The sequence below is a fragment of the Kitasatospora sp. NPDC001664 genome (genome assembly GCF_053596675.1).
Genome location: NZ_JBSFGS010000003.1, coordinates 300,886 through 323,691, shown reverse-complemented (window position 1 = coordinate 323,691; position 22,806 = coordinate 300,886). Strand labels below are relative to the sequence as shown.

At 73.6% G+C, this 22,806-nt stretch carries 23 protein-coding genes and 1 pseudogene; 13 read left to right on the top strand and 11 right to left on the bottom strand.

Translation table 11 applies throughout. The features are described from left to right. The first annotated feature begins 118 nt into the window (after positions 1-118). A complete protein-coding gene (locus ACWCYY_RS06235; RefSeq protein WP_449795276.1) occupies positions 119-1,162 on the top strand; it encodes a S66 family peptidase in 1,044 nt (347 codons plus the stop codon). A gap of 74 nt (positions 1,163-1,236) precedes the next feature. Here ACWCYY_RS06235 and ACWCYY_RS06230 read toward each other — a convergent pair whose 3' ends face one another. Next, positions 1,237-2,079 (bottom strand): GntR family transcriptional regulator, encoded by an 843-nt coding sequence (locus ACWCYY_RS06230; protein WP_345281447.1) that lies wholly within the window; start codon positions 2,077-2,079, stop codon positions 1,237-1,239. A gap of 330 nt (positions 2,080-2,409) precedes the next feature. Between ACWCYY_RS06230 and ACWCYY_RS06225 the strand changes: the two genes are divergently transcribed. Continuing rightward, positions 2,410-2,817 (top strand): hypothetical protein, encoded by a 408-nt coding sequence (locus ACWCYY_RS06225; RefSeq protein WP_345281449.1) that lies wholly within the window; start codon positions 2,410-2,412, stop codon positions 2,815-2,817. A gap of 37 nt (positions 2,818-2,854) precedes the next feature. Here ACWCYY_RS06225 and ACWCYY_RS06220 read toward each other — a convergent pair whose 3' ends face one another. The 3 genes from ACWCYY_RS06220 to ACWCYY_RS06210 are packed head-to-tail and all read right to left on the bottom strand — an operon-like array spanning position 2,855 to position 5,063. Beyond that, a complete protein-coding gene (locus tag ACWCYY_RS06220) occupies positions 2,855-3,499 on the bottom strand; it encodes an NAD(P)-dependent oxidoreductase (protein ID WP_345281451.1) in 645 nt (214 codons plus the stop codon). Next, complete coding sequence (locus ACWCYY_RS06215; RefSeq protein ID WP_345281452.1) at positions 3,496-4,320, bottom strand: SGNH/GDSL hydrolase family protein; 825 nt, start codon at positions 4,318-4,320, stop codon at positions 3,496-3,498. Before ACWCYY_RS06215 ends, ACWCYY_RS06220 begins: the two co-directional genes overlap by 4 nt. 5 nt (positions 4,321-4,325) lie before the next feature. After that, positions 4,326-5,063 (bottom strand): hypothetical protein, encoded by a 738-nt coding sequence (locus ACWCYY_RS06210; protein WP_345281453.1) that lies wholly within the window; start codon positions 5,061-5,063, stop codon positions 4,326-4,328. A 61-nt stretch (positions 5,064-5,124) separates the two neighbouring features. On the opposite strand from ACWCYY_RS06210, the gene ACWCYY_RS06205 reads away from it, so the two are divergent. From ACWCYY_RS06205 to ACWCYY_RS06190, 4 genes are all read left to right on the top strand, one after another. Continuing rightward, entirely contained in the window at positions 5,125-5,628 is a 504-nt protein-coding gene (locus ACWCYY_RS06205) for a MarR family winged helix-turn-helix transcriptional regulator (RefSeq protein WP_345281454.1), read from the top strand. 183 nt (positions 5,629-5,811) lie between these two features. Further along, positions 5,812-6,747 (top strand): AurF N-oxygenase family protein, encoded by a 936-nt coding sequence (locus ACWCYY_RS06200; protein WP_345281455.1) that lies wholly within the window; start codon positions 5,812-5,814, stop codon positions 6,745-6,747. Between the two features lie 68 nt (positions 6,748-6,815). Further along, positions 6,816-8,324, top strand: a complete 1,509-nt coding sequence (locus ACWCYY_RS06195) for a 4Fe-4S binding protein (RefSeq protein ID WP_345281456.1) — start codon at positions 6,816-6,818, stop codon at positions 8,322-8,324. A 165-nt stretch (positions 8,325-8,489) separates the two neighbouring features. Then, positions 8,490-9,404: a DNA/RNA non-specific endonuclease gene (locus ACWCYY_RS06190; protein WP_345281458.1), complete on the top strand. Its 915-nt coding sequence runs from the start codon at positions 8,490-8,492 to the stop codon at positions 9,402-9,404. Positions 9,405-9,453: 49 nt separating this feature from the next. Here the strand turns inward: ACWCYY_RS06190 and trxA are convergent, their stop codons facing one another. Further along, complete coding sequence (gene trxA / locus ACWCYY_RS06185) at positions 9,454-9,780, bottom strand: thioredoxin (protein ID WP_345281460.1); 327 nt, start codon at positions 9,778-9,780, stop codon at positions 9,454-9,456. A 34-nt stretch (positions 9,781-9,814) separates the two neighbouring features. Continuing rightward, complete coding sequence (locus ACWCYY_RS06180; RefSeq protein WP_345281462.1) at positions 9,815-10,237, bottom strand: MerR family transcriptional regulator; 423 nt, start codon at positions 10,235-10,237, stop codon at positions 9,815-9,817. A gap of 114 nt (positions 10,238-10,351) precedes the next feature. On the opposite strand from ACWCYY_RS06180, the gene ACWCYY_RS06175 reads away from it, so the two are divergent. From ACWCYY_RS06175 to ACWCYY_RS06165, 3 genes are all read left to right on the top strand, one after another. Then, the gene (locus ACWCYY_RS06175; RefSeq protein ID WP_345281464.1) at positions 10,352-10,726 is read left to right on the top strand and encodes an RNA-binding S4 domain-containing protein; all 375 of its coding nucleotides are present in this window, start codon (positions 10,352-10,354) and stop codon (positions 10,724-10,726) included. A gap of 55 nt (positions 10,727-10,781) precedes the next feature. Next, positions 10,782-11,228 (top strand): YchJ family protein, encoded by a 447-nt coding sequence (locus ACWCYY_RS06170; protein ID WP_449795275.1) that lies wholly within the window; start codon positions 10,782-10,784, stop codon positions 11,226-11,228. Positions 11,229-11,459: 231 nt separating this feature from the next. Beyond that, positions 11,460-12,365, top strand: a complete 906-nt coding sequence (locus ACWCYY_RS06165) for an ABC transporter substrate-binding protein (RefSeq protein WP_449795274.1) — start codon at positions 11,460-11,462, stop codon at positions 12,363-12,365. Between the two features lie 9 nt (positions 12,366-12,374). Here the strand turns inward: ACWCYY_RS06165 and ACWCYY_RS06160 are convergent, their stop codons facing one another. Further along, positions 12,375-13,505 carry a CapA family protein gene (locus ACWCYY_RS06160; protein WP_449795273.1) on the bottom strand — a complete coding sequence of 377 codons (1,131 nt, stop codon included), beginning with the start codon at positions 13,503-13,505 and terminating at the stop codon, positions 12,375-12,377. Positions 13,506-13,928: 423 nt separating this feature from the next. Between ACWCYY_RS06160 and ACWCYY_RS06155 the strand changes: the two are divergent. From ACWCYY_RS06155 to ACWCYY_RS06145, 3 genes and pseudogenes are all read left to right on the top strand, one after another. Then, positions 13,929-15,008, top strand: a pseudogene (locus ACWCYY_RS06155) (RNA polymerase sigma factor); the annotation flags it as partial. 167 nt (positions 15,009-15,175) lie between these two features. Beyond that, positions 15,176-16,330, top strand: coding sequence for an alpha/beta hydrolase (locus ACWCYY_RS06150; protein WP_449795272.1), 1,155 nt, complete (start codon positions 15,176-15,178; stop codon positions 16,328-16,330). Between the two features lie 268 nt (positions 16,331-16,598). Further along, positions 16,599-18,257 (top strand): translation initiation factor 2, encoded by a 1,659-nt coding sequence (locus ACWCYY_RS06145; protein WP_449795271.1) that lies wholly within the window; start codon positions 16,599-16,601, stop codon positions 18,255-18,257. On the opposite strand, the gene ACWCYY_RS06140 is transcribed toward ACWCYY_RS06145, so the two are convergent. The 4 genes from ACWCYY_RS06140 to ACWCYY_RS06125 all read right to left on the bottom strand — a co-directional run bounded on the left by ACWCYY_RS06140 (position 18,240) and on the right by ACWCYY_RS06125 (position 21,609). Beyond that, complete coding sequence (locus ACWCYY_RS06140) at positions 18,240-18,443, bottom strand: hypothetical protein (protein WP_449795270.1); 204 nt, start codon at positions 18,441-18,443, stop codon at positions 18,240-18,242. The genes ACWCYY_RS06145 and ACWCYY_RS06140 overlap by 18 nt on opposite strands. A gap of 707 nt (positions 18,444-19,150) precedes the next feature. Beyond that, the gene (locus ACWCYY_RS06135; protein ID WP_449795269.1) at positions 19,151-20,101 is read right to left on the bottom strand and encodes a helix-turn-helix transcriptional regulator; all 951 of its coding nucleotides are present in this window, start codon (positions 20,099-20,101) and stop codon (positions 19,151-19,153) included. Between the two features lie 176 nt (positions 20,102-20,277). Beyond that, positions 20,278-20,859, bottom strand: coding sequence for a suppressor of fused domain protein (locus ACWCYY_RS06130; protein WP_449795268.1), 582 nt, complete (start codon positions 20,857-20,859; stop codon positions 20,278-20,280). A gap of 351 nt (positions 20,860-21,210) precedes the next feature. Then, a complete protein-coding gene (locus tag ACWCYY_RS06125) occupies positions 21,211-21,609 on the bottom strand; it encodes a hypothetical protein (protein ID WP_449795267.1) in 399 nt (132 codons plus the stop codon). A 333-nt stretch (positions 21,610-21,942) separates the two neighbouring features. Here ACWCYY_RS06125 and ACWCYY_RS06120 point away from each other — a divergent pair, with 333 nt between their 5' ends. Continuing rightward, positions 21,943-22,785, top strand: coding sequence for an NAD(P)H-binding protein (locus tag ACWCYY_RS06120; protein WP_449795367.1), 843 nt, complete (start codon positions 21,943-21,945; stop codon positions 22,783-22,785). Positions 22,786-22,806 lie beyond the last annotated feature (21 nt).

Sequence of the window (22,806 nt, the reverse complement as noted above, 5' to 3'; positions counted from 1 at the left end):
GAGTCCGCGTCAGCTCGGCCGGTTCGACGGTCCGTCAACTGGCCTTCTGCTCGGGCTCGTTCGCGGTCATCCGAAATGCGCTTGCCTCCCCCGGTACCCGGTTTCCTAGGATCATCGGATGACGGACATCAGCCACCCCGCCAAGCCGCTCCCCGGAGACCGGGTCGCCATCCTCTCCCCCGCCGCCGGCCTGCCCGGGCTGCTCCCGCTCCCGTACGAGCTCGGACTGCGCCGTCTGCGCGAGGAGTTCGGCCTGGAGCCGGTCGAGTACCCGACCACCCGCGCGACCGACGCCACCGCCGAGGAGCGCGCCGCCGACCTCCACGCCGCCTTCGCCGACCCCTCGATCAAGGCCGTGATCGCCAGCATCGGCGGCGACGACCAGCTGACCGTGCTGCGCCACCTCGACCGCGACCTGCTGCGCGCCAACCCCAAGCCCTTCTTCGGCTACAGCGACAACACCAACCTGCTGCTCTTCCTGCGCAACGCGGGCATGGTGGCCTACCACGGCGCCTGCGTGATGGTCGAGCTCGGCCGCCCCGGCGCCCTGCACCCGCTCACCGCCGCCTCGCTGCGCGCCGCGCTGCTCGGCTCCGGCCCGTACGAGCTCACTGCCGCCGCGGAGTACGGCGACGTGGTGGGCCGCTGGGACGACCCGGCCACCTTCGACGGCGAGCCGCTGATGGAGCCCGCCGACGGCTGGTCCTGGCACAACGCCGACCGGGTGGTCGAGGGCCGCGCCTGGGGCGGCAACGTCGAGATCCTCTCCTGGCTGATGATGGCCGACAAGGAGATCGGGGCCCTGGAGGAGCACGAGGGCGAGGTGCTCTTCCTGGAGACCTCCGAGGACATGCCGCGCGCGCAGGAGATCTACTACATCCTGCGGAACATGGGCGAGCGCGGGCTGCTCCAGCGCTTCCCCGCCCTACTCTGGGGCCGGGCCCGCGCGTGGTCCTTCGAGCAGCCGCTGGACACCGCCGCCAAGGCCGTCTACCGGCGGGAGCAGCGCGAGGCCGTGCTGCGCGCGATGGCCGAGTACGCGCCCGACACCATGGTGGTGTTCGACGTCGACCTCGGACACACCGACCCGCAACTGGTCATCCCGGTCGGCGGCGCCGTCCGGGTGGACGGCCCGGCCCGCCGGATCACCGTCACCTACTGAGCGCCCCGGCCCGGCACGGCCCGGCCGCAAAGCCTTCCCGGCCGGCCGTACCGGGAGGGCTCCGTGACGGCGCCTCACATCAGCGGCTGCACGTCCCCCGTGGTGAGCGTCTGGCCCACGGGGGCGGTGGCCAGGTCACCCGGCGGGATGCCGGGGTGGTGCCCGGCGCCGGCGGTGGCCGCGGCGGCGTCCTCCTCGGCCAGGGCGATGTGGGAGAGGATCCGGTAGCGGTCACCCCGGTAGACGGAGTGGACGTACTCGACCGGGCGGCCCTCGCGGTCGGTGGTGAGGCGCTCGAACTGCAGGGCCGGGGAGAAGACCGGCACGCCGAGCAGGCCCGCCTCCTTCTCGTTCACCACGGTCGGCTCGATCGACTGCACCGCGTGGTGCACCCTCACCCCGTGGCGCCCGCGCAGCAGTTCGTAGAAGTCGCCGCTCTCCATGTCCGCCGGGGCCAGCCCGGGGACCAGCGCGGCCGGGACGTGCAGGTGCTCGATGGCCATCGGCTCGCCGTCCACCAGCCGGAGCCGGGCGATGTAGACGATCCCGGCCATCGGCGGCAGCTGGAGCTTGCGGCCGACCCGGGCACCTGCCTGGACCTCGGAGAACTCCAGCACCCGGCCGGCCCAACTGCCCGACGCCCGGGGCAGGGTGAACCCCTGCTCGGCCGGGGCGGCCAGCTCCTGGGTGATCTTCGCACGGGCCACGAACATGCCCCGGCCGTGCTCGCGGACGATCAGCCCGGTGCTCACCAACCCGTCCACCGCCGCCCGCAGGGTCGGCCGGGAGACTCCGAGCCGCTCGCAGAGCACGCGTTCGGACGGGATCGGATCGCCCGGCGCACCGGCCTCCACCAGATCCCGCAGGTAATCCCGGACCCGGGTGCGCTTGTACGCCGAACCCACCGCCTCCGCCATCGCGCCCCTCCTCTCGTGCCGCCGACCTGCACGGAACTTACCAGTTCGGCCCGTCCGGGCACAGACGTTCGAGAACGAAATCCCGCCGTCCGCATCCCTGCGCCGTGCGCCGCAAGGGCACTGAGAGCCTCATTGGTCTACGCCACTTCCTGTTGACCACTTCTCCAACTGGTAAGATCATGGGTCGCCTCGGCAACCTCCCGGGACACCCCCGGCGTGGACAGCTCGGCGCTGCCGGTGAGTCCCCCGGGTGGCCCAACTGCCGTGACCGGTGGGGGCGGGCGGCGTTGGGCACGGACCGTCGTCGTCCGATCGGCCAGGGAGAACCCCGTGCGCAGGACCGTCCTTCTCGTCACCGCGGTGCTCGTCGCCGCGCTGCCCGCCGCCGCCTCGGCGGCCGGTCCCCGGGGCCTGCTGCCGCAGCAGAGCGTCGCGCTGGACGCCCACGCCGGGGACGGCTCGGTCGGCGGGATCGCCCGGCTCACCGTGACCAAGGAGAGCGGCGGATTCCGGCTGCGCGGCTATGTCGAGGCCACCAAGGGGTGCGTGGAGCTGAAGGTGGTCAACATGCACCTCGGCACCTACCTCGGCGGCGACACCGTGAAGAAGGCCTGCAAGCAGGAGGTCCAGGAGCGGGTGGACTCCTGGACCAGGCACACCGACGTGGTGCTCTCCGCCGTCGTCGACCACGGGCCGGACTGGGACTCCCCGATCGTCACCCTCACCGGCCACTCCTGAACCTCCCCGGACTCCCCGCCCCGGACCTGCCGGAGCGTCAGTAGCCGATCTCGACCACCGCCCGGTGGGCCGCCCGGTCCGTCAGGGACGCCAGCAGGTAGTGGGCGAGGTCGGCCCGGGAGATCCGGCCCGGGCGGGCCAGGCGGGTGCCGACGGCCGTCCGGTAGCGGCCGGTCAGCGGGCCGTCGGTGAGCATCGGGGCGCGGACGACGGTCCAGTCCGGCGCGGCGCCGTCGGCCGCCAGCGCGCTCTCCATCGCGGCCATGTCGGCGTAGGCGTTGCGGTAACGCGGCCGCACCACGGCCCGGATGACGAGCCGTTGGAACCACGGGACGTCCGGCTCCGGGTCGAGCCCCGCCGAGGAGAGGCAGAGCAGACGGCCCACGCCGTGCTCCCGCGCGGCCGCGACCAGGTGGGCGGTGCCCCGCGAGTACACCCGGGTCGGGCCCCGGCCGTCGGTGGCGCCCAGACAGGAGACCACCGCGTCCTGCCCGGCCGCCGCCCCGCGCCAGCCCGCCGGGGCCAGCACGTCACCCGCCACCACCCGGGCCGCCCCGGTGACGTCGGGGGCCAGCCGGGAGGGGTCGCGGGCCAGCACCGTGACCTGGTGACCGGCCGTCAGGGCCTGGTCCAGCACCCGGGCACCCGTCCCGCCGGTGGCACCGACGATCAGCAGCCTCACCGCTCCGCCTCCGCACCGACGGCCCCCGCACCGGCCAGGGCCTCGACCACGGCGACCGCGACCGCCCGCTGTCCGTCCGGGGTGAGGTGGAGGCCGTCCTCCGCCTGCCGGCCCTCGGTCACGGACCGGACGTCGATCACCGGCTCGGGGCACCCGGCCAGCTGCGCGGCCAGGGCAGCCACGTCCTCGCTCCGCCACGCGATCCCGGCCGCGCGGAACGCAGGGTGGGCGGCGATCCGCTCCTCGTCCACCGCGCTCGGGGTGATCCACCACCAGGGCACCCGCGGAAGGGAGTTGCGCAGTTCGCGCAGGTTGCGCCCGGTCTCCTCCTCGCTCACCAGCCGGACCCCGTCGGGCCCGCCGCGCCGCAGGTCGTTGGCGCCCAGCATGCAGAGCACCGCGTCCGGTGCGCGGGCCGCCAGCCACGGCGCCCGGCCGAGCGCCTCCGTGCTGGTGCAGCCGGAGACCGCGATATTGGTCAACTCCACGCCCCCGGCCAGGAGATGACGGAGGATCTCGCACCAGGACAGCCGGTCGGCGGTGGTGCTCTCGCCGAGCACCAGCACCCGCTGCCCGGGCCGGAACGGCAGCGCCGCAACCCTTGCCGCGAAGGCCGGGTCGGACGCCAACTCCTCTGCGGTGTCCCTGGCCTGCCGCTCGAACCGGGCCAGCAGAGCCTCGTAGTCCGCGAGCTCCAGACCGAACAGCGCCGCCAACACGGAGGCGCCGGGACGGCCGAGGTACGGCAGCGCCCGCTCGGGCTGCTGGTACCGCACCAGCCGCTCGGCCGACACCGTGACGTCAACTCCCTTGGCGCTCATGGGCGTCACCGAACCCCTCCCGACCGGCCCCGCCGCACGGGCAGTAGGAAGCCCACCGCCACCAGCCAGGCCAGCGCCGTGAAGCGGGCCAGCGGCAGCACCGGGGCCAGGCCGTCGGCGAGCAGCACCAGCACCGAGATCTCGGCCAGGCCCGCGACCGCCAGCCCGGCCACCGCGAGCCATCGGGGCAGCAGCCCCGCCAGCAGGCCGGGAACGGCCAACCCGGCCACCAGCAGGCCGAGCGGCGCCACGTGGGCCGGGCCGCCGGCAGCGAAGGCCGTCTGGTGCAGCGCCCTGATCAGGGCGGGCGCCTCGCCGAGTTCGGGGCGGGCGAGCACCCAGAGCATCAGGCCGGAGAGGGTGAGGAAGGCCGAGGCGAGGACGCCGCCGGCCAGGGCGATGGTCGCACCGGGAGCGCGGACGCCGAGGCGGTGGAGGCGGGCGGAGACGGTGGCGGCGTAGACGGCCAGCGGGACGGCGGCGGCGACCTGGAGGGCGCCCATCACCTGGACCGCCCGGCCGTGCTCCCGGAAGTAGGCCACCGTCCCCTCCGCGTCCCCGAACGGGGAGGGGAAGGTTTCACCGCCCGCCAGCAGGGTGCCGAGCACCAGCCCGGCGACGAAGAGCGCGGTGACGACCACAGCCAGGATCCCGGGCGGCGGGCCGCCCTGCGCCTCCCGGGCCCTCCCGGCCGACCCGTCGACCGGCTCGGGGCCGGGGCGGGTCTCGGACTGAACGGACATCAGTTCCCCCAGGTGAATCGTTCACAGCAGAGAATCGTTTTCCTGGCAGTACGATAACCCCGTGAGCACCCACCGGCAACCGCCCCCGGCCCCGACCAATCCCGCCTTCCTGCTCGCCCAGGTCGGCGGCCACGCCGCCACCCGCTTCGCCGAACGGACGGCCGAGCTGGGCCTCAACCCGCCCGACGTGGGCCTGCTGCGGATGATCGCGACCCGCCCGGGCCTCAGCCAGCGAGCCCTCGCCGAGCAACTGGGCGTCGTCCCCAGCCGGGTGGTCGCACTGATCGACGGTCTCGAGAAGAAGGGTCTGGTCGAGCGCCGGCGCAGCACCGAGGACCGCCGCCACCACGAGCTGCACCTGTCGCCGGTGGGGCTGCAGTCGCTGCACGCCGTGCGCGAGGTGGCCACCGTCCACGAGGCCGACCTGCTCGCCGCCCTGACGCCCGACCAGCGGGCCCTGCTCTCCGACCTGCTCACCCTGGTCGCCGACCAGCAGGGCCTCACCCCCGGCGTCCACCCGGGCTACCGCACCCCGCCCAAGCCCCCCGCCGGCCCGCAGGCCTGATCCGGCACCGCGTCGAACGCACGTCCAACCACCCTCTGGGAAAGCCGAGTTGGCTCCACTCGGGCTTCGCCCCGACTTCGCCACGGCTTCGCACTGCCGGAGGGGTTCTCGTCGCGACCCGCTTATTGTACTCTCCGTCTAATAGCGGGCTCGGGGCCCGCGAGGCGTACGACGGAGGCAGCCATGGCCCGGACCGGTGCGGCAGGGACGACGGAGCAGGCGGAGCGGATCCACCCGGAGCCCGCCGACGGCGAGGAGGTGTACCGGCGACTGCTGGACTCCTCGGCCCGGCTGTCCTACGACCCGTCCGTCGAGATCGACTGGGACGCGCCCTTGCCGGAGGAGCACTACGGGCTGAACCCGGAGTGGAGCACCCTCTACGGCACCCGGCTCTGGGACGAGATGACCGAGCGTCAGCGGGTCGCCCTCACCCGGCACGAGGTCTGCTCGATCATGAGCACCGGCATCTGGTTCGAGATGATCCTCCAGCAGATGGTGCTGCGCGACCAGTACCTCAAGAACCCGGGCAACGCCGAGTTCCGCTTCGCCCTCACCGAGATCGCCGACGAGTGCCGGCACTCCATCATGTTCGCCCGCGCCTGCGAGAAGATGGGCGCCCCCCAGTACAAGCCCAAGCGCGTGCTGGCCGAAGCCGGGCGCCTGTTCAAGGCCACCGCCCGGGGCGAGATGGCCTACGGCGGCATCCTGGTCGCCGAGGAGGTGCTGGACGTGATGCAGCGCGACTGGATGCGCGGCGAGAACGTCCTCGACATCGTCCGCGGCACCTCCCGGATCCACGTGGTGGAGGAGTCCCGCCACATGAAGTTCGCCCGCCAGGAGATCCGCGAACGGCTGTACGGCGCAGGCCCGTTGCGCCGCCGGCTGGCAGCGGGCGGGATCGCCACCGCCGCCTTCGTGATCGTCTCCAGCATGGTCAACAAGGGCGTCTACGCCGCCGCCGGGCTGGACCCGGTCCGCGCCGTCGCGGAGGCGCGCGGGAACCAGCACCGCAAGGCCATGATGCGCACCAGCTCCGCCCACCTGATGGCCTTCCTCGCCGACAACGGCCTGCTCACCGACCGGGCCGTCGCCCTCTACCGCCGCGTCGACATGCTCTGAGCACCGGCGTCCGCCCGCCACCCAGCCGCAGCCCCCACCGCTCCCAGCACCGAGGACCCCACCCGGCCATGGCCTACGCGATCACCCGCTCCTGCTGCAACGACGCCACCTGCGTCTCGGTCTGCCCCGTCAACTGCATCCACCCCACCCCCGACGAGCCCGACTTCGGGCGCACCGACCTGCTCTACATCGACCCCAAGGCCTGCATCGACTGCGGCGCCTGCGCCGACGCCTGCCCGGTCGAGGCCATCAAGCCGACCGACGAACTCACCGGCCCCGGTACGGTGTTCGTCGAACTGAACCGCCGTTACTACGAGGAGAACCCCACCGACCACGCCTGGGGCGCCCCCTCCTTCCCGCGCAGCCTGCCGGCCCGGGCCGAGCCGCTGCGGATCGCCATCGTCGGCACCGGCCCGGCCGCCTCGTACACCGCCCAGGAGCTGCTGCGCTCCACCGACGCCCAGCTCACCGTGCTGGACCGACGCAGCGTCAGCGGCGGCCTGCTCCGGCTCGGCGTGGCGCCCGACCACACCACCACCCGCCGGATCGCGGGCCACTTCGCCCAGGTCTACCGCCACCCCCGGCTGCGCCTGCACCTCTCCACCGAGATCGGCCGGCACCTCTCGCACGCCGAACTCGCCGCCCACCACCACGCGGTGGTGTACGCGACCGGCGCCGACGGCGACCGCCGCCTCGGCCTGCCGGGCGAGGACCTGCCCGGCAGCCTGCCGGCCACCACCGTGGTCGGCTGGTACAACGGCGACCCGGACGTGCCGGCCGAGGCCGTCCCGCTCACCGCGGAGCGCGCCGTCGTCGTCGGCAACGGCAACGTCGCCCTCGACATCACCCGCGTCCTGCTCCAGGACCCGGACGGGCTGGCCGGCACCGAGATCGCCGCCCACGCGCTGACCGCCCTGCGCGGCAGCCGGCTGCGCGAGGTGGTCCTGCTGGCCCGCCGCGGCCCGCAGGACGCCGCCTGGACCGCTCCCGAGTTCCTGGCGCTGCGCCAACTCCCGGGCGTGGAAGTGGTGGTGGCCGAGGACCCGGACACCCTGGCCGCGATCGCCGCCGCCCTGCCCGGGGAGAAGGGCGCCCTGCTCGCCGGTCTGCCGACCGTCCCGGCCGACGCCCCCGCGCCACCCGCCGGCGCCCGCCGGATCACCCTGCGCTTCCACACCACCCCGACCGCGGTCACCGGCGGGCAGCGGGTGGAGGGGATCGAGGTCCGGACCACCGGCACCGACGGGCCGGGCGCGACCGTCCCCGCCGGCCTGGTGATCCGCTCCATCGGCCACCGCGGCACCCCTGTCCCGGGCCTGCCGCACGAGGACAGCACCGGCACCCTCCCCAACCGGCTGGGCCGCGTCACCGACCCGGCCACCGGCCGGGCCCTCCCGGGCACCTACGTGGTCGGCTGGGCCAAGCGCGGCCCCGTCGGCGGCATCGGCAGCAACCGCGGCTGCGCCCAGGAGACCGTCGCCGCCCTGCTGGACGACGCCGCCGCCCGCGCCCTCCCCTCGCCCTCGGGCACCGGCACGGACTTCGGCCGCCTCCTCCGCCGACGGGCGGACCGGTGACGGCCGCGCCCTCCGACCTTCGGACCGGCGACGGACGTACCCGCAACCAGCGCACGGGCAACGGGAACTGACGCCCGCTCATCGGACGGGCGAACGCGGGACGACCCCTCCGCCGAACGGGTGGCAGCAGGTGTGACCGGGCCCGGGCGGCGGTAGGGGGCCGCCATGACCTCCAGCTCCCCCGACCCGCTCCGCCACCGGAACCCCGAGCCGGCCCCCGCCCCCACCCCGGGCGAGCTGGCGGGCCGCCGGGGCTACCGCCCGCGCTTCCTGGGCCCCGAGGTGCCGCTGCCGCTGCCGGTCGACCCCGGCATCGGCACCGTGGTGCTGCGCTACACCCACTTCTCGGTGGTCTTCCGCCCGGACCGGCGGCTGGCGGCCGCGACCGCCGTGGCGATCGACGGCCACCGGCTGCGCGACCTGACGCGGGAGGACGACCGCTGGCGCTTCGACCCCCGGATCCCCTCCGACCAGCAGACCGGTGCCCCGGTGTACGAGCACAACACGCTCGACCGGGGCCACCTGGTCCGTCGGCTGGATCCGGTCTGGGGCGGGGAGGCCGAGGCCCTCCAGGCCAACGACGACACCTTCTACCTGACCAACGCCGCGCCGCAGTCGGAGGAGTTCAACCGGGGCAAGCTGCTCTGGCTCGGCCTGGAGAGCTACCTGCTGGACCACGCCGCCGACTCCGAGCGCAAGCTGGTGGTGCTGAGCGGCCCGGTGCTGCGGGCGGGCGATCCGCCCTACCGGGGCGTGCGCATCCCGCTGAGCTTCTGGAAAGTGACCGCCTTCCTCACCGAGGACGGCGAACTGGCCTCCACCGCCTACCTGTTGGACCAGAGTCCGGACCTCGCCACGGCCGGTCCGGCGTTGGCCGCCGCCGAGGCGGCGGGAGCGGTTCCGCCGCTGGGCGCCTTCCGGACCTTCCAGACCCCGGTCTCGGACATCGCCGCTCTCACCGGCCTGGACCTCGGACCCCTGCCCGCGGCCGACCGGCTCCGCCCGGGCCCGGTGCCCGAGGGCGCCCCGCCGCAGCACCGCTGGACGGAGCTCTCCGAGCTGGACCAGATCGTGTTCTGACGGCTGGTCGGCCCGGACCGGGCCAGTCCGGGTCGGCCCGGGCCGGGTCTCAGAGCACGTCGTCCAGCTCGCGCAGCAGCCGCGCCTTGGCCCGGGCCCCGACCACCGACTTCACCGGCTCGCCGTTGCGGAAGACCATCATGGTGGGCATCGAGAGCACGCTGTAGGCGGCCTGGGTCTCGGGGTTGCTGTCCACGTCGAGCTGGACCACCCGCAGGGTGCCGGCCCGTTCGGCGGCGATCTCCGCCAGCACCGGGGCGACCATCCGGCAGGGCGGGCACCAGTCGGCGGTGAACTTGACCAGGACCGGCAGGTCGGCCGCGAGCACCTCGGCGGCGAAGGTCTCGTCGGTGACGGAGGTCAGCTGAGCACTCATCGGAAAGGCCCTCCTCGGGCGGGTCGGTGTTCTGTCAGGAATGACCGTGCGGAAGGAGCTCGCAGGAGGGCTCGGCGTCGGCCGCCTCCCCGGCGAGCCGCGCCATGTCCTCCTCCGCGCGCAGGAGTTGGGCTCCCACCTGGTCGCGGACCTGGCGCAGCCGGTCGATGCACTCGTCCAGCTCGGCCAGCTTGGCCCGGTAGACCTGGAGGGAGGCCGGGCAGGAGTCCCCGGCCGGATGCCCGGCCCGCAGGCACTCCACGAACGGGCGGGTGTCCTCCAGCTCGAAGCCGAAGTCCTGGAGCATCCGGATCTGCCGCAGCAGCCGCAGGTCCTCCTCGTCGTACGTGCGGTAGCCGTTGACGCTCCGCCGCGCGGGCAGCAGACCGCGCGACTCGTAGTACCGCAGGGTGCGCGTGGTGGTGTGGGCCCGTGCCGCGAGTTCTCCGATCCGCATGCCCCGACCGTAGACCTTGCCCCCGACGTCAACGCCAGCACTCTCCCCCGGGCCCGCGCGCACCGCCCGGAAAATCCGGCTCGACCCCACCCCGCCGGGGGTAGGGTCGGTGCCATGGCGGAGGAAGAGCAGAGCGTACGGGTCGACAGCTGGATCTGGTCGGTGCGGCTGACCAAGACCCGCTCCATGGCCGGTGCGGCCTGCCGAGCCGGGCACGTCAAGGTCAACGACGAGCGCGCCAAGCCCGCCCAGGTGGTCCGCGAGGGCGACGTCGTCCGGCTCTTCCACGACGGCCGGGAGCGGGTGGTGACGGTCCGCAAGCTGATCCGCAAGCGGGTCGGCGCCGAGATCGCCGTCGGCTGCTACCGGGACGACAGCCCGCCGCCCCCGCCCCGCGAGGAGGCCGCCGCGCTCGGCATCCGCGACCGCGGCACCGGCCGCCCGACCAAGCGCGACCGCCGAGACCTGGAGCGCCTGCGCGGTCTCTGACCCGCGTGGCCGCCGCCCCGCCGGGCGCCGCTGCGGCCTGGGCGACAATGGTGCGATGTCCCGACGCCGCAAGCCCGCACCCGCACCACGCCCCGCCGCCACCGCGCTGACATCCGCCGCGCTGCCCGACACCGCCCCCTGCCCGTGCGGGCGGGAGGCCGCGTACGGTGCCTGCTGCGGGCCGCTGCACCGGGGTGAGAAGGCCGCCGCCACCGCCGAGCAGCTGATGCGTTCGCGCTACAGCGCCTTCGCCGTGCACGACGAGCCCTACCTGCTGCGCAGCTGGGCCGCGGCCACCCGCCCGGGCTCGCTGGACTTCGACCCGGGCCTGGTCTGGGAGCGCCTGGAGGTGCTGGCCACCACCGAGGGCGGGGCCTTCCACACCGAGGGCACCGTCACCTTCCGCGCGCACTACCGCGACGGCGGCGAGGAGGGCTCGATGCGCGAGCACAGCCACTTCGTCCGCGAAGAAGGCGCCTGGGTCTACCTCGACGCCCGGTAGGCCCGCCGGGCGGACGGCGGACCGAGGGGGTGGTGGCACTCCGCACGGCCCGGGGTGCGAGGATGGCGGTCCCGCCCCGTACGGCGGGCCCTTGCGCCGACCGGCCGGCCGCTCACACAGCGGCGGTATCAGGGGCACGGCGAGGCCCGCACCCTGGCAGGCTGCACAACCCCGGCAGCCCGACGGCGGCGGCTCCCCTCACACTTCCCTCCCTCAGGAAGCACCCTCGCCATGCACGTCTCCACCGTGCCCGGCCGCGCCCTCGCGGTCCTGGGCTGCCTGACGCTGGCCGCGTGCGCCAGCGCCACCACCGACGAACCGGGGTCCACCGCCAAGCTCCGCGCCCAACTCCCGCGCGCCATAAGGGATGCGGGTGTCCTGCGGATCGCCTCCGACCTCAACTACCCGCCCGTCGACTTCAAGGAGCAGGACGGCTCCCCGGCCGGCCTGGACGTGGACCTGGCCCGGGCCCTCGCCTCCCGGCTCGGGCTGCGGGCGGAGTTCACCGACCTGCCGTTCGAGCAGGTGCTGCCGGCCGTCCGCGAGCGCCGGGTGGACCTGGCCATGTCGGCGGTGCTGGACACCCGCCAGCGCCAGCTCGGACTGGACGACCAGGGCCGCACCGTCGACTCGGGCGTCGACTTCGTCGACTACTTCGTCACCGGCACCTCGATCCTGGTCCGGCAGGGCAATCCGGCCCGGATCGGCTCGCTGGACGACCTGTGCGGCCAGACGGTCGCCCTCCAGCGCGGCACCGTGCAGGACGAGATCGCCCAGCGGCAGACCGCCGCCTGCGCCAAGACCGGCAAGCCGCTGACCATCCGACGGATGGACAACGACCAGCAGGCCCTGGCGGAGGTGGCCGCCGGCCGGGCGGTCGCCGACCTCAACGACTACCCCGTGGCCGAGTACAACACCCGGGACGGCCAGGGCAAGGGCCGCTTCCAGGTGACCGGCGGTCAGTTCCTGACCAGCCCGTACGGGATCACCCTGGCCAAGGACTCCACCGCGCTGCGCGACGTCCTGGCCAAGGTGCTCGACCAGCTGATCCGCGACGGCGAGTACGACAAGATCCTCACCCGCTGGAACGTCCCGGCCGGCGGCGTCTCCAGCGCCGTGGTCAACGGCGGCCGCTGACGCCGCGCCCTACTTGGGGACCGGGGCCAGGCCCGTGCAGCCGCGCAGCCCGTCGCGGCGCTTGAGCGACGCAGCGGCCTGCGCCCCGGTCTCCGGGACGGGCACCCCCTGCCCGCTGATCTGGGCCGGGGTGAACTCCTCGCCGGTGACCTTCCCCTCGGCCGTGAGGGTCAGGGTGGTCACGCCGGTCTCGTTGGAGTTGGCGTAGCTGGAGGTGCCGTACCAGAGGAAGTTGCCGAAGCCGTAGGCCACGTAGGTGGAGCCGAGCATGCCCGCGCCCAGCATGGTGTGGGCGTGCGTGCCGACCACGGCGGTGGCACCGGCGGCGGACAGCTTCTTCGCGATGGAGGTCTGCCCGGCCGTCGGGCAGGCCTTCCCCTCCTCGCCCCAGTGCAGGTACACCAGCACCACCGGGGCCTGCGCCTTGGCCTGCGTCACCGCCTTCAGCAGCGCGGCCTCGTCCAGCGCGGAGGCGATGCCGGCCTTGCCGGCCCCGGCCCGCCACTTCCGGTTGGTCTCCTCGTCGACCTGGCTCGCCGCCACCACGGCGACCTTCACGCCCTTGACGTCCGCCACGTACGGGGTGAACGCCTCGGCGGCGTCCTTGCCGATGCCGACCACCGGGATCGGCGAGGAGGCCTTGGCCGCCAGCGTGTCGGTCAGCCCCGGCTGGCCGAAGTCCACGGCGTGGTTGTTGGCGAGCGAGACCACGTCCACGCCCGAGTCCTGGAGCACCTTGAGCGAGCGGGCCGGGGTGCGGAAGGTGTAGGTCTTCACTTCGGGAGCACCGCGTTCGGTGATCGCGGTCTCCAGGTTCAGCACCGAGAGGTCGGCGTCGGCCAGCTTCTTGGATATCGGCCCTAGCGCCTGCTCCGGCGCCTTCAGGTTCAGCCGCGCCTCGGTCCGCCCCTCGAAGTGCACGTCCCCCGCGAACGCCACCGTGAACGTCGTCCCCGGCGCGGCGGCCCCCGCCCCGGTGCCCGTCGGCGAGGCCGCACCGCCGGAGGCCTGGGCGGCGGCGGACGACTTCCCGGAGCCGGGCTCCACGTGGTCACTGCCGGCCGGGTGCGGCTCCTCCCCACAACCGGCGACCAAGGCCAGCGCGGCCACCAACGCGGCTGCGGACACGGCACGACGCATGACGAGAATCCCCCCGAGATCGATACACGAGCACCTGAGATTACGACATGCCCCCACCGCGGCAACACACTTCCCCCACGAATCCGGACGATCATGTTCCGAAAGGGGGTGCAACACTGCCCGGAGAGTTCACCGACGAGGGCGACCGGGTGCTCCCCTCCACCGACCGTCCGCCATGATCCTGGACGAACCACCCCATATCCCCCCGGTCGGGCGTAGCGGCTTTCGGCCATTGGGCGCAATACCGTGGTCCACGTCACGTAATTAGATCCGTAACGGATCGACTCCTGCCGCGATGAAAGGGGAGGTGTTGTCGCGCGGGACGAGTCCGTACCCGCGCTGTCCCACTCCCCTTGTGAGAGGCTCCTCGTGTCGCTCAGCTCGCCCAGCAGGGTTTCCGTCGCCGAGAAGAAGCGTCCCGTCAAGCGGGCCACCGCCAAGGTGCCGGTGGCCGCACCGTCGTCCGACGACGGCGAGTGGGAGGAGAACGGCGCCCAGGCGGCCGAACCCGAGGAGGACCGGGAGGCCGAGGTCTTCGTGCTCTCCGACGGGGACGAGGACGACGCCCCGGCCCAGCAGGTCGCCACGGCCGGCGCCACGGCCGACCCGGTGAAGGACTACCTGAAGCAGATCGGCAAGGTCCCGCTGCTCAACGCCGAGCAGGAGGTCGAGCTCGCCAAGCGCATCGAGGCCGGCCTGTTCGCCGAGGAGCGGGTCGACACCGACGACTCGATGAGCCCGCAGCTGCGCCGCGAGATGGAGCTGCTGGCGGAGGACGGCCGCCGGGCCAAGAACCACCTACTGGAGGCCAACCTCCGCCTGGTGGTCTCGCTGGCCAAGCGCTACACCGGCCGCGGCATGCTCTTCCTGGACCTGATCCAGGAGGGGAACGTCGGTCTGATCCGCGCCGTGGAGAAGTTCGACTACACCAAGGGCTTCAAGTTCTCGACCTACGCGACCTGGTGGATCCGTCAGGCCATCACCCGCGCGATGGCCGACCAGGCCCGCACCATCCGCATCCCGGTGCACATGGTCGAGGTCATCAACAAGCTGGCCCGCGTCCAGCGCCAGATGCTCCAGGACCTGGGCCGCGAACCCACCCCGGAGGAGCTCGGCCGGGAGCTGGACATGACCCCGGAGAAGGTGGTCGAGGTCCAGAAGTACGGCCGCGAGCCGATCTCCCTGCACACCCCGCTCGGCGACGAGGGCGACAGCGAGTTCGGTGACCTGATCGAGGACTCCGAGGCGGTCGTCCCGGCCGACGCGGTCTCCTTCACCCTCCTCCAGGAGCAGCTGCACTCGGTGCTCGACACCCTGGCGGAGCGCGAGGCGGGCGTCGTCTCGATGCGCTTCGGCCTCACCGACGGCCAGCCGAAGACCCTGGACGAGATCGGCAAGGTCTACGGCGTGACGCGCGAGCGCATCCGCCAGATCGAGTCCAAGACCATGTCCAAGCTGCGCCACCCGTCGCGCTCGCAGGTCCTGCGCGACTACCTGGACTGATCCCAGAGCCCCAGCCTCCGGAGGGCCCGGCGCGGTGCCACCACCGCCCGGGCCCTCGGCACGTGCGGCAGCGGTTCGCTACAGTGCGGGCATCGGCGCAGAGGTACAGACCAATTCCCCGTGCGCGCCGTGCCGTTCGCTGAACTCCCACCCCCACGGAGGCAGTCGTGATCGCCCGTCGCACCGTCCTGACCATCGCGGGAGGCGGAGCGGCCGCGCTGCTCGCCGCCCCCACCGCGCACGCGGCCGCCCCGAGCAGCGTGCGGCTGCCCGCACCGACCGGCCACCGGCAAGTCGCCACCCGCTCGGTCCATCTGATCGACCGTCAGCGTCAGGACCCGTTCGCGCCGGTGCCCGCGCCGCGCGAGCTGATGGTCCAACTCTGGTACCCGGCACGGTCGGTGGACGGCGGCCCGGCGGCCGCGTACACCTCACCCCGGGTGGCGGCGGCGGTCGAGGCCGGGCTCGGACTGCCCGCCGGTCTGGTCGGCCGACTGCGCGGCCACGCCGTCACCGGAGCGCCGGCCGGGGTTCCGGCCGGGGTTCCGGGCGGCGGCCCGCTGGTGCTCTTCAGCCCCGGGCGGACCGGCATCCGGGCCGGGGCCACCGCACTGGCCGAGGAACTGGCCTCGCGCGGCTTCGTCGTGGCCGCCGTGGACCACACCTACGACGCGGCGGCGGTGGAGTTCCCGGACGGCCGGCTGGTGGCGGGCAACCTGCCCGCCGAACCGGAGGACTGGGACGCCCAGGACCGCAAGGAGGTCGCGGCCCGGGCGGCCGACCTGCGCTTCGTCGCGGAGCGGCTGACCCGGCTGCTGCCCGGGACGGCCGGGCGGCCGGTCGGCGTGCTCGGCCACTCCCTGGGCGGGGCGGCCGCCGCCGAGGCGATGCGGCAGGACCGCCGCTTCGCGGCCGGACTCGACCTGGACGGCGGACTCTTCGGCTCGACCGTCCCCCGGACCGGACTCGACCGGCCCTTCCTCCTCCTCAACTCCCTGGAGGACCACGACACCTGGCGCCTCTTCCGGGAACACCACCACGCCTGGGGCCGCCAACTGCGGATCACCGGAGCCGGGCACCTGACCGCCACCGACATCCCGCACCTGGCCGGGCCGGGGCGGCTGGACCAGGTCTGGGACCCCGCGACCCACGGCGCCTTCCTCGGCACCGTCGCGGCGCGGCGGGGCACCGAGGTGGTCCGCGCGTACGTCGCGGCCTTCTTCGAGCGCTTCCTGCTCCTGCGGCCGGGCGGCGGTCTGCTCGATGCGCCGTCGGGGCGCTATCCGGAGGTCGTCCACCAGTGGAGCCGGAACGGGAGCTGACCACGGGGTATCGTCTCGGGGTCACGCCCTGCCGACCGGCCCCGCCGGCCGGTCGGCGCCCACAACGCCCTTGACCTGCGGTTTTGACGATCGGAGCGGTATCATGCCGGGAGCCGGGAGCCGGGAGCCGGGAGCCGGGAGCCGGGAGCCGGGAGCCGGGAGCCGGGAGCCGTCGCGTCTCGCGGTCGGCGGTCCGCGCACGGCCCTCGCGGGTGGCGGCGTGAACGGGGGCGCGGCACGGGGTGAAGCACGGGGTACGGGGGATGCGGTGGCGGAGTCGGCCGACGGGCCGAGCGTGCTCCTGGTCATCCGCACCGCGACGACCCTGAACCGCCTGCTCGACGTCGTCCCGCTCTTCGCCGACGACCACCGCGTCCGCCTCCACTGGACGATCGCACCCGGCTCCGCCTACGACGACGGCCTCCCCGAGCTGCTGGAGCGTCACCACATCCGGGTCACCCCCTGGCGGGACGCCGTCGACCGCCGCTACGGCCTGGCGATCGGCGCCAGCGCCAACGGCGAGCTGTACCGTCTCCGCTCCCCGCTCCTCCTCGTCCCGCACGGCGCCGGCTTTAACAAGCGCCTGGGCGGCGCCGACGCCGCCGCGCCCTCCGGCCTCTCCCCCGAACAGCTGCTCCACGACGGCGAGGTGGTCCCGGCCGCCATCGGCCTCGCCCACCCCGCCCAGCTGACCAGGCTGACCCGCGCCTGCCCACCCGCCGCCGAACGGGCCACCGTGGTCGGGGACCCCTGCCACGACCGTCTCCGGGCCAGTCTGGAGTGGCGGGAGGAGTACCGCCGCGCCTTCGGGCTGCGGGCGGGACAGCAGCTGGTCGTGGTCTCCTCCACCTGGGGCCGCGCCTCGCTGAGCCACCGTCACCCCGAGCTGCTCACCCGCCTGCTGGCCGAGCTGCCGGTGGACGAGTACCGGGTCGCCCTGGTGCTGCACCCGAACGAGTGGGCCGAGCACGGCGCCTTCGCCCTCCGCCTGCGGCAGACGAGCGCCCGCGCCGCCGGGCTGATCTGCGTGCCGCCGCAGGAGGGGTGGCGAGCGGCGCTGGCGGCCGCCGGGGTGCTGATCGGGGACCACGGTTCGGTGGCGCTCTACGCCGCGGCAGCCGGGCTGCCGGTCCTGTTCGCCACCGACGGCACGGTCGGCGCGGAGGGCACGGGCGGCACGGACGGCACCGGCCACGACGAGCTCGACCCGGACTCACCGATGGCCGAACTCATGGCCACCGCACCCCGGTTGGACCTCACCGCGCCACTCCTCCCGCAGCTCTCCGGCGACCTCGCCCCGGCCCTGCTGCCGCCGGGCGCGTTCGCCGCCGAGGGCTCCTCGCTCACACTGCTCGCCGAGCTGGTCCACCGCCACCTCGGCCTCACCCCGCCCGCCACCGCCCCGACCGCGGAGCCGGTCCCGCTCCCCCGGCTCGACACCGCGCCGGTCCGCCAACTCACCGTCCACACCGCCCTGGTGGAGCCCGCGACGGAGGGCAAGCCCGCCCTGGTCCGGTTGGAGCGCCGCCCCTCCCGGCTGTCGGACCTCCACCCCCACGACGAGGCGGCCCACCGCCACCGGCTGGCCGAGCTCTCGCCCGAGGCCGGGCGTCTGGCCCAGAGTGCGGCCGTCCTCTCCACCCACGAGCCCACCCTCGGCACCGACTGGCTCGACCGCACCCTCGCCCGCCACCCCGCCTGCCGGATCGCGGCCGTCGTCCTGGACCGGCACCGCTGCCTGCTGCGGCTACGCACCGGCGAGCTGCTCACCACCACCCTGACCGCCGACGCCGACCCGCTGCTCGCCGCCTCCGCCCTGCACCACCTGCTGTCCCTGGGCGAGCCCGTGCCCGGCGCCGTCCGCATCGAGATCGGCGGCCACCGCCACACCGCCACCGTCGAACCGGCGTCACCCTCGGCCTGCTGACTCCCCGTCGGCCATCCGCCAGGTCCCCGTGCCCAGGTCGAGCACGGCCGTGCGGTCGGTCCGCTCCGGCCACTCCCCCAGCCGCCAGGGCCGCTCCAGCACGCCCAGCGCGATGCCCACCCCGGCCTCGGAAGCCTCCGCCACGACGCCGATCCAGTGCGGGCTCCGGGCGATCAGCCGCTCCACCAGCGCCCCGTCGGGCTCCGGAACCGCCAGGGTCTGTCCGTCGGCGCCGGGCGGCGCCCCGCACGCCGTGCAGGGCCGAGCCGGCCATCAGCGCCAGCAGCCGGGCGAACAGCCGGGCCGGGAGCTCCGCGTCCCTGGTCTCCAGGTGCACATAGCAGTCGTCGTGCCCGGAGAAGTAGAACCGCGAGCCCGGCAGGCGCGTGAGCACCGGCTCACCGGCCCGGGCCGTGCCGATCGCCAGCGCGAGCTCGTCCAGCTGCTCCGCCGTCTGCCCCGGCTCCACGTCCACCAGGGTCAGCTCGTAGGGTGACCAACTGCCGTCCAGGAAGCGGGGCATGACGTCCCGTTCCAGCACCAGCAGCTCCTCGCTCAGGTCGATCGACCCACCGGCCCGGTCACCGATCGGGTGGACCCGGCAGGCTGCGCCCTGGTCCGCCGCGATCTCCCCGGGGCTCCAGAACCGGTAGTCCTCGTCCAGGAAACTGTTGGTCGCCAGGCCGGCCACCACCACCTCCTCCCGCGCGGACCGCAGCAGCAGGTCCAGCAGCTCGCTGCCCTGCGCGGCGGCGGCCGAGACCGTCCGGATCCCCTCGTCCTCCCGGACGCTGAAGGCCAGCGGGAACGCCGCCCCCGCCAGGCCCACCAAGTTCACGCCGAACGCCCCGCGCCGGTCCACCTCGACCACTGCACTCCCCCACCACTCGTCCTCATGCGTCCTCACCGTATCGGGCGGTCAGCTCCGCCCCGATCCGGGCCAGTTCGGCCCTGGCCTCCGGCGGTTCCAGGATCTCGATCCGCGCCCCGAGCCCGGCGAGCCGGGCCGCGATGACCTCGGGCGCCGGGCCGTCGACCTCCAGCTCCCGCCGCCCGTCCGGGAGTTCGCGCAGCGGCCGGACCCGGCCGGAGCTCAGGCGGTGCAGCAGGGCCTCGGTGCCGGGCTCGACCCGCACCAGCACGGTGGCGGCATGCAGGCGCTCCTCCATCCCCGCGGCCAACTCCCGCCAGACGGCGGCCAGATCGAAGCCCTCCGGACGGTCGACGGGCAGGCCGGTCGGAGTGGCCCCGGTGACGCGGCTGAGGCGGTAGGAGCGCAGGCCCGCCTCGGTGGCCGCGACGAGGTAGCCGACGCCCGCCTTGGTGGCCAGGCCGAGCGGGTGGACGGTGCGCTCCCGCTCGGGCCGCCCTGGGGTGGCGTAGCCGAGCCGGACCTGTTCGCCCTCCACCACGGCCCGTTGGAGCACCTCCAGGTGCGGTTCGGCGGCGGTGACGGGCGCCCGGGACCAGTCGGTCGGGTCGGCCACACCGCCGCGGGCGGCCGCCTCGGCCCCGGCCCGCTGGGGCGCGGGCAGGGCCTGGACCAGCTTGCGCAGCAGGGTGCGGGCCTCGGGTGAGGAGGCGGCGGGCCCGGCCGTGAGGAAGAGCGAGCGGATCTCGTCCGTGGTCAAGCCGTTGAGCGTGGTGCGGGCCCCGCCGACCAGGGTCCAACCGCCGCCCCGGCCACGCTGGGAGTACAGCGGCACGCCGGAGGCGGCCAGCGCCTCCAGGTCGCGCCGGGCGGTGCGCTCGGAGGTCTCCAGCTCGGCGGCCACCTCGGCCACGGTGACGCGGCCCCGCCGCTGGAGCAGCAGCAGGGTGGCGACCAGTCGATCGGCTCTCATGGACCGCCATTCTGCTGGCTCCGCGTGTGAGTGAAGGTTCTGGTACGCGGGTGGCTCTGCACGACACCCAGGCCGGCATCGCCGCGGACAACCCGCCTTGGCGGATCTCGATGACGATAGTTGGCGGACGGGATCAGCCGTACGGCTCGGCCCCACTGAGTGCCCAGTCGGAATCGTCAGACCACTGAGGCGCGCTGGGGATCCACCGGCTCGATCTCGTGTTCGTCGAAGAGCTGCTCAAGTGCTTCATGGCCGTGTTCGCGACGAAACGCGATCTCGGCCGCCGTCACCGGGAGAGTCCATAGGATTCGCGCATGGCCGTTGGGCAAAGGGCAGTGTTCGAGATCCGGCCCATGAACGTAGGGCAGACAGACGAGCAGGTGGTCACAGGAGGACCCAGGGATCCACGGCTCACCGATGGGCATGCTGTGCTCAAGGTCGAGATGATGTCCGGCGTGGTAGTACGCGATCTTCGCGAGAAGATCGACGAAGCTCACATCGCCCGCTGGAGCGGTCAACGCGAACTCAAGTCCGTGTCCGTGCTTCTCCACCGCTGACCAGCAGCCAGCGGTGACGTACGTCCAGAGGTTGCAGCGTGGCCCCGGGCCGGCCGCGATGATGCGGAGACCCGGAACGGCCTCCCGCCGACCAGGCCCAAGATCGTAGTCATGCGCCTGGATCTCGTGACCGGCGAAGAAGTCGCGGACATGCGACTCGACGGCCGCAATGGCCTGCTTCCGGCGCTGATCTTCGAACATGTCAGCGATGATCGCACATGGCTCCGCCCGCCAAGTGAACGTCTGCACCGGCCGGGACGACGTCATCGGCACGGCCACCGTAACGCGTAGCAGCCAGGAGACCTCACCGGCTCCGATCAGCCACGTCGTACTCGGTGTCCTCGCCACTAAGCCGCTACCCACTCACCCGGAGCACCACCTGGCGCAGGCTTGCGGGGCATTCTTCGAAGCCGACGGCAACTGTGACTCGGCACACTGCTGTCGCTCGCGGTGATACTCGACGTTCGGCCCTCTGGTCCGGTCAGCGCGACACCTGTCGCCTGATGGGAGAGGTATCCAACGGCTGGCGGTGGGTCAGCGCACAAGCCGCCGTCAGCCCGGTGAAGCTTGCCCCGGTCGGCCGGCGAGCACGAAGTCGCTGTAATCGTCCTGAGCCATACCCTGATTGACCCAGCGGCCACGAACGGCTCCAGTGTGATGTTCCGCAAGGGCGAGGGCGTCACGTGCCTCTGTTGCTGCGGCGATCTCCAGGCCGAACTCGTCGTCTTCATTCGCGGGGTCCAGCGGCGGGAACTCGACAAGGTCGCAGAAGTTCTCGCTTCCGATGTCCGCCGACGTGTGGAGAACTACCTTGAACCGGGAGCCGGTCGGAACAACCTCGACCCAGCGGACGCCAGGTGCCTGGGCATCACCAGCAGAGCCGAGGAACTGCTCGACTGATCGCCCGCGGGTCAGGGCACCGACAGCGAAAGGCTCGGCGAGATAGCGCATCCGGGCACCCTATCGACAGAGGGAGACATCGCGATTCTAAAGACTGCATGCGAGGGCCAGGGGCTGGTTCGGACATGAAGGTGAGCCCAGTCGGCGCCGGTCGACGCGGAGCCGTCTCGACTCGTCGGTGTCGACCGTTGCGACCAGGTGTCATCTAGCTAGAGAGTTGCAGCAACTCGGCGTTACCGAACCGAGATCCGCCAACTCAAGCCTTCGCCCACTCCGACCGGCTTTCCGGCGGCTCGTCAAACTGGCCAGAAGGTGGCCACTTTGACCGGAAGGCTGGTCTCATCGCCCCGGACGGACGGGGCAGTGACGAGAGTGGAGCAGAAGATGATCGTGGTGACCGGAGCCACCGGGAACGTCGGCCGACCGCTGGTGCAGGTCCTGGCCGAGGCCGGGGAGCGGGTGACGGCGGTGTCCCGGAACGCGGCGGAGGGGCTCCCGGAGGGGGTGCTGCACCGGGTGGCCGATCTGGCCGAACCGGCTTCCCTGGAGCCGGTGTTGGCGGGGGCGGAGGCGCTGTACCTGCTGATCGCGGGATCGGGCGCGGAGCTCGATCCGGAGGCGGTGCTCGGGGTGGCGAAGGCGGCGGGGGTGCGGCGGGTGGTGCTCCAGTCCTCGCAGGCGGCGGGTACCCGTCCCGGGCTGGCTTCGCACGACGGCCTGCGGGCCTTCGAGGCGGCGTTGCGCGGTTCGGGCCTGGAGTGGACCGTTCTGCGCCCCGGCGGATTCGCCTCCAACGCCTACCTCTGGCTGGAGTCGGTGAAGGCCCACCGGACGGTGGCGGCGCCCTTCGGCGAGGTGGGCCTGCCGCTGGTGGACCCGGCGGACATCGCCGCCGTGGCGGCCGCGGCGCTCCGCGACCGGGCGGGCGCCCACGCCGGACGGACCTACCAACTGACCGGCCCCGCGCGGGTTTCGCCCCGCGAGCAGGCCGAGGCGCTGGCCGCGGCGGTCGGCGAGCCGGTCCGGTTCGTGGAGCTGAGCCGGGACGAGGCCCGCGGGCACCTCACCCGCTTCCTCCCGGAGGTGGTGGCGGAGGGCACCCTCGACATCCTCGGCGAGCCGAACGCCGAGGAGGTGCGGTTGAGCCCCGACGTGGAGACGGTGCTCGGCCGCGCCCCGCACTCCTTCGCCGACTGGGCCGGGCGCCACGCCGCCGCCTTCCGCTGAACCCGTGGCTCGGCGCGCCTG

What these genes read in the sequence shown, in the direction of transcription:
- ACWCYY_RS06235 (WP_449795276.1), top strand. Translation starts at nt 119, where the DNA reads ATGACGGACATCAGCCACCCCGCCAAGCCGCTCCCCGGAGACCGGGTC.
- ACWCYY_RS06230 (WP_345281447.1), bottom strand. Translation starts at nt 2,079, where the DNA reads ATGGCGGAGGCGGTGGGTTCGGCGTACAAGCGCACCCGGGTCCGGGAT.
- ACWCYY_RS06215 (WP_345281452.1), bottom strand. Translation starts at nt 4,320, where the DNA reads ATGAGCGCCAAGGGAGTTGACGTCACGGTGTCGGCCGAGCGGCTGGTG.
- ACWCYY_RS06210 (WP_345281453.1), bottom strand. Translation starts at nt 5,063, where the DNA reads ATGTCCGTTCAGTCCGAGACCCGCCCCGGCCCCGAGCCGGTCGACGGG.
- ACWCYY_RS06200 (WP_345281455.1), top strand. Translation starts at nt 5,812, where the DNA reads ATGGCCCGGACCGGTGCGGCAGGGACGACGGAGCAGGCGGAGCGGATC.
- ACWCYY_RS06195 (WP_345281456.1), top strand. Translation starts at nt 6,816, where the DNA reads ATGGCCTACGCGATCACCCGCTCCTGCTGCAACGACGCCACCTGCGTC.
- ACWCYY_RS06190 (WP_345281458.1), top strand. Translation starts at nt 8,490, where the DNA reads ATGACCTCCAGCTCCCCCGACCCGCTCCGCCACCGGAACCCCGAGCCG.
- trxA (WP_345281460.1), bottom strand. Translation starts at nt 9,780, where the DNA reads ATGAGTGCTCAGCTGACCTCCGTCACCGACGAGACCTTCGCCGCCGAG.
- ACWCYY_RS06180 (WP_345281462.1), bottom strand. Translation starts at nt 10,237, where the DNA reads ATGCGGATCGGAGAACTCGCGGCACGGGCCCACACCACCACGCGCACC.
- ACWCYY_RS06175 (WP_345281464.1), top strand. Translation starts at nt 10,352, where the DNA reads ATGGCGGAGGAAGAGCAGAGCGTACGGGTCGACAGCTGGATCTGGTCG.
- ACWCYY_RS06170 (WP_449795275.1), top strand. Translation starts at nt 10,782, where the DNA reads ATGTCCCGACGCCGCAAGCCCGCACCCGCACCACGCCCCGCCGCCACC.
- ACWCYY_RS06165 (WP_449795274.1), top strand. Translation starts at nt 11,460, where the DNA reads ATGCACGTCTCCACCGTGCCCGGCCGCGCCCTCGCGGTCCTGGGCTGC.
- ACWCYY_RS06160 (WP_449795273.1), bottom strand. Translation starts at nt 13,505, where the DNA reads ATGCGTCGTGCCGTGTCCGCAGCCGCGTTGGTGGCCGCGCTGGCCTTG.
- ACWCYY_RS06135 (WP_449795269.1), bottom strand. Translation starts at nt 20,101, where the DNA reads ATGAGAGCCGATCGACTGGTCGCCACCCTGCTGCTGCTCCAGCGGCGG.
- ACWCYY_RS06130 (WP_449795268.1), bottom strand. Translation starts at nt 20,859, where the DNA reads ATGTTCGAAGATCAGCGCCGGAAGCAGGCCATTGCGGCCGTCGAGTCG.
- ACWCYY_RS06125 (WP_449795267.1), bottom strand. Translation starts at nt 21,609, where the DNA reads ATGCGCTATCTCGCCGAGCCTTTCGCTGTCGGTGCCCTGACCCGCGGG.
- ACWCYY_RS06120 (WP_449795367.1), top strand. Translation starts at nt 21,943, where the DNA reads ATGATCGTGGTGACCGGAGCCACCGGGAACGTCGGCCGACCGCTGGTG.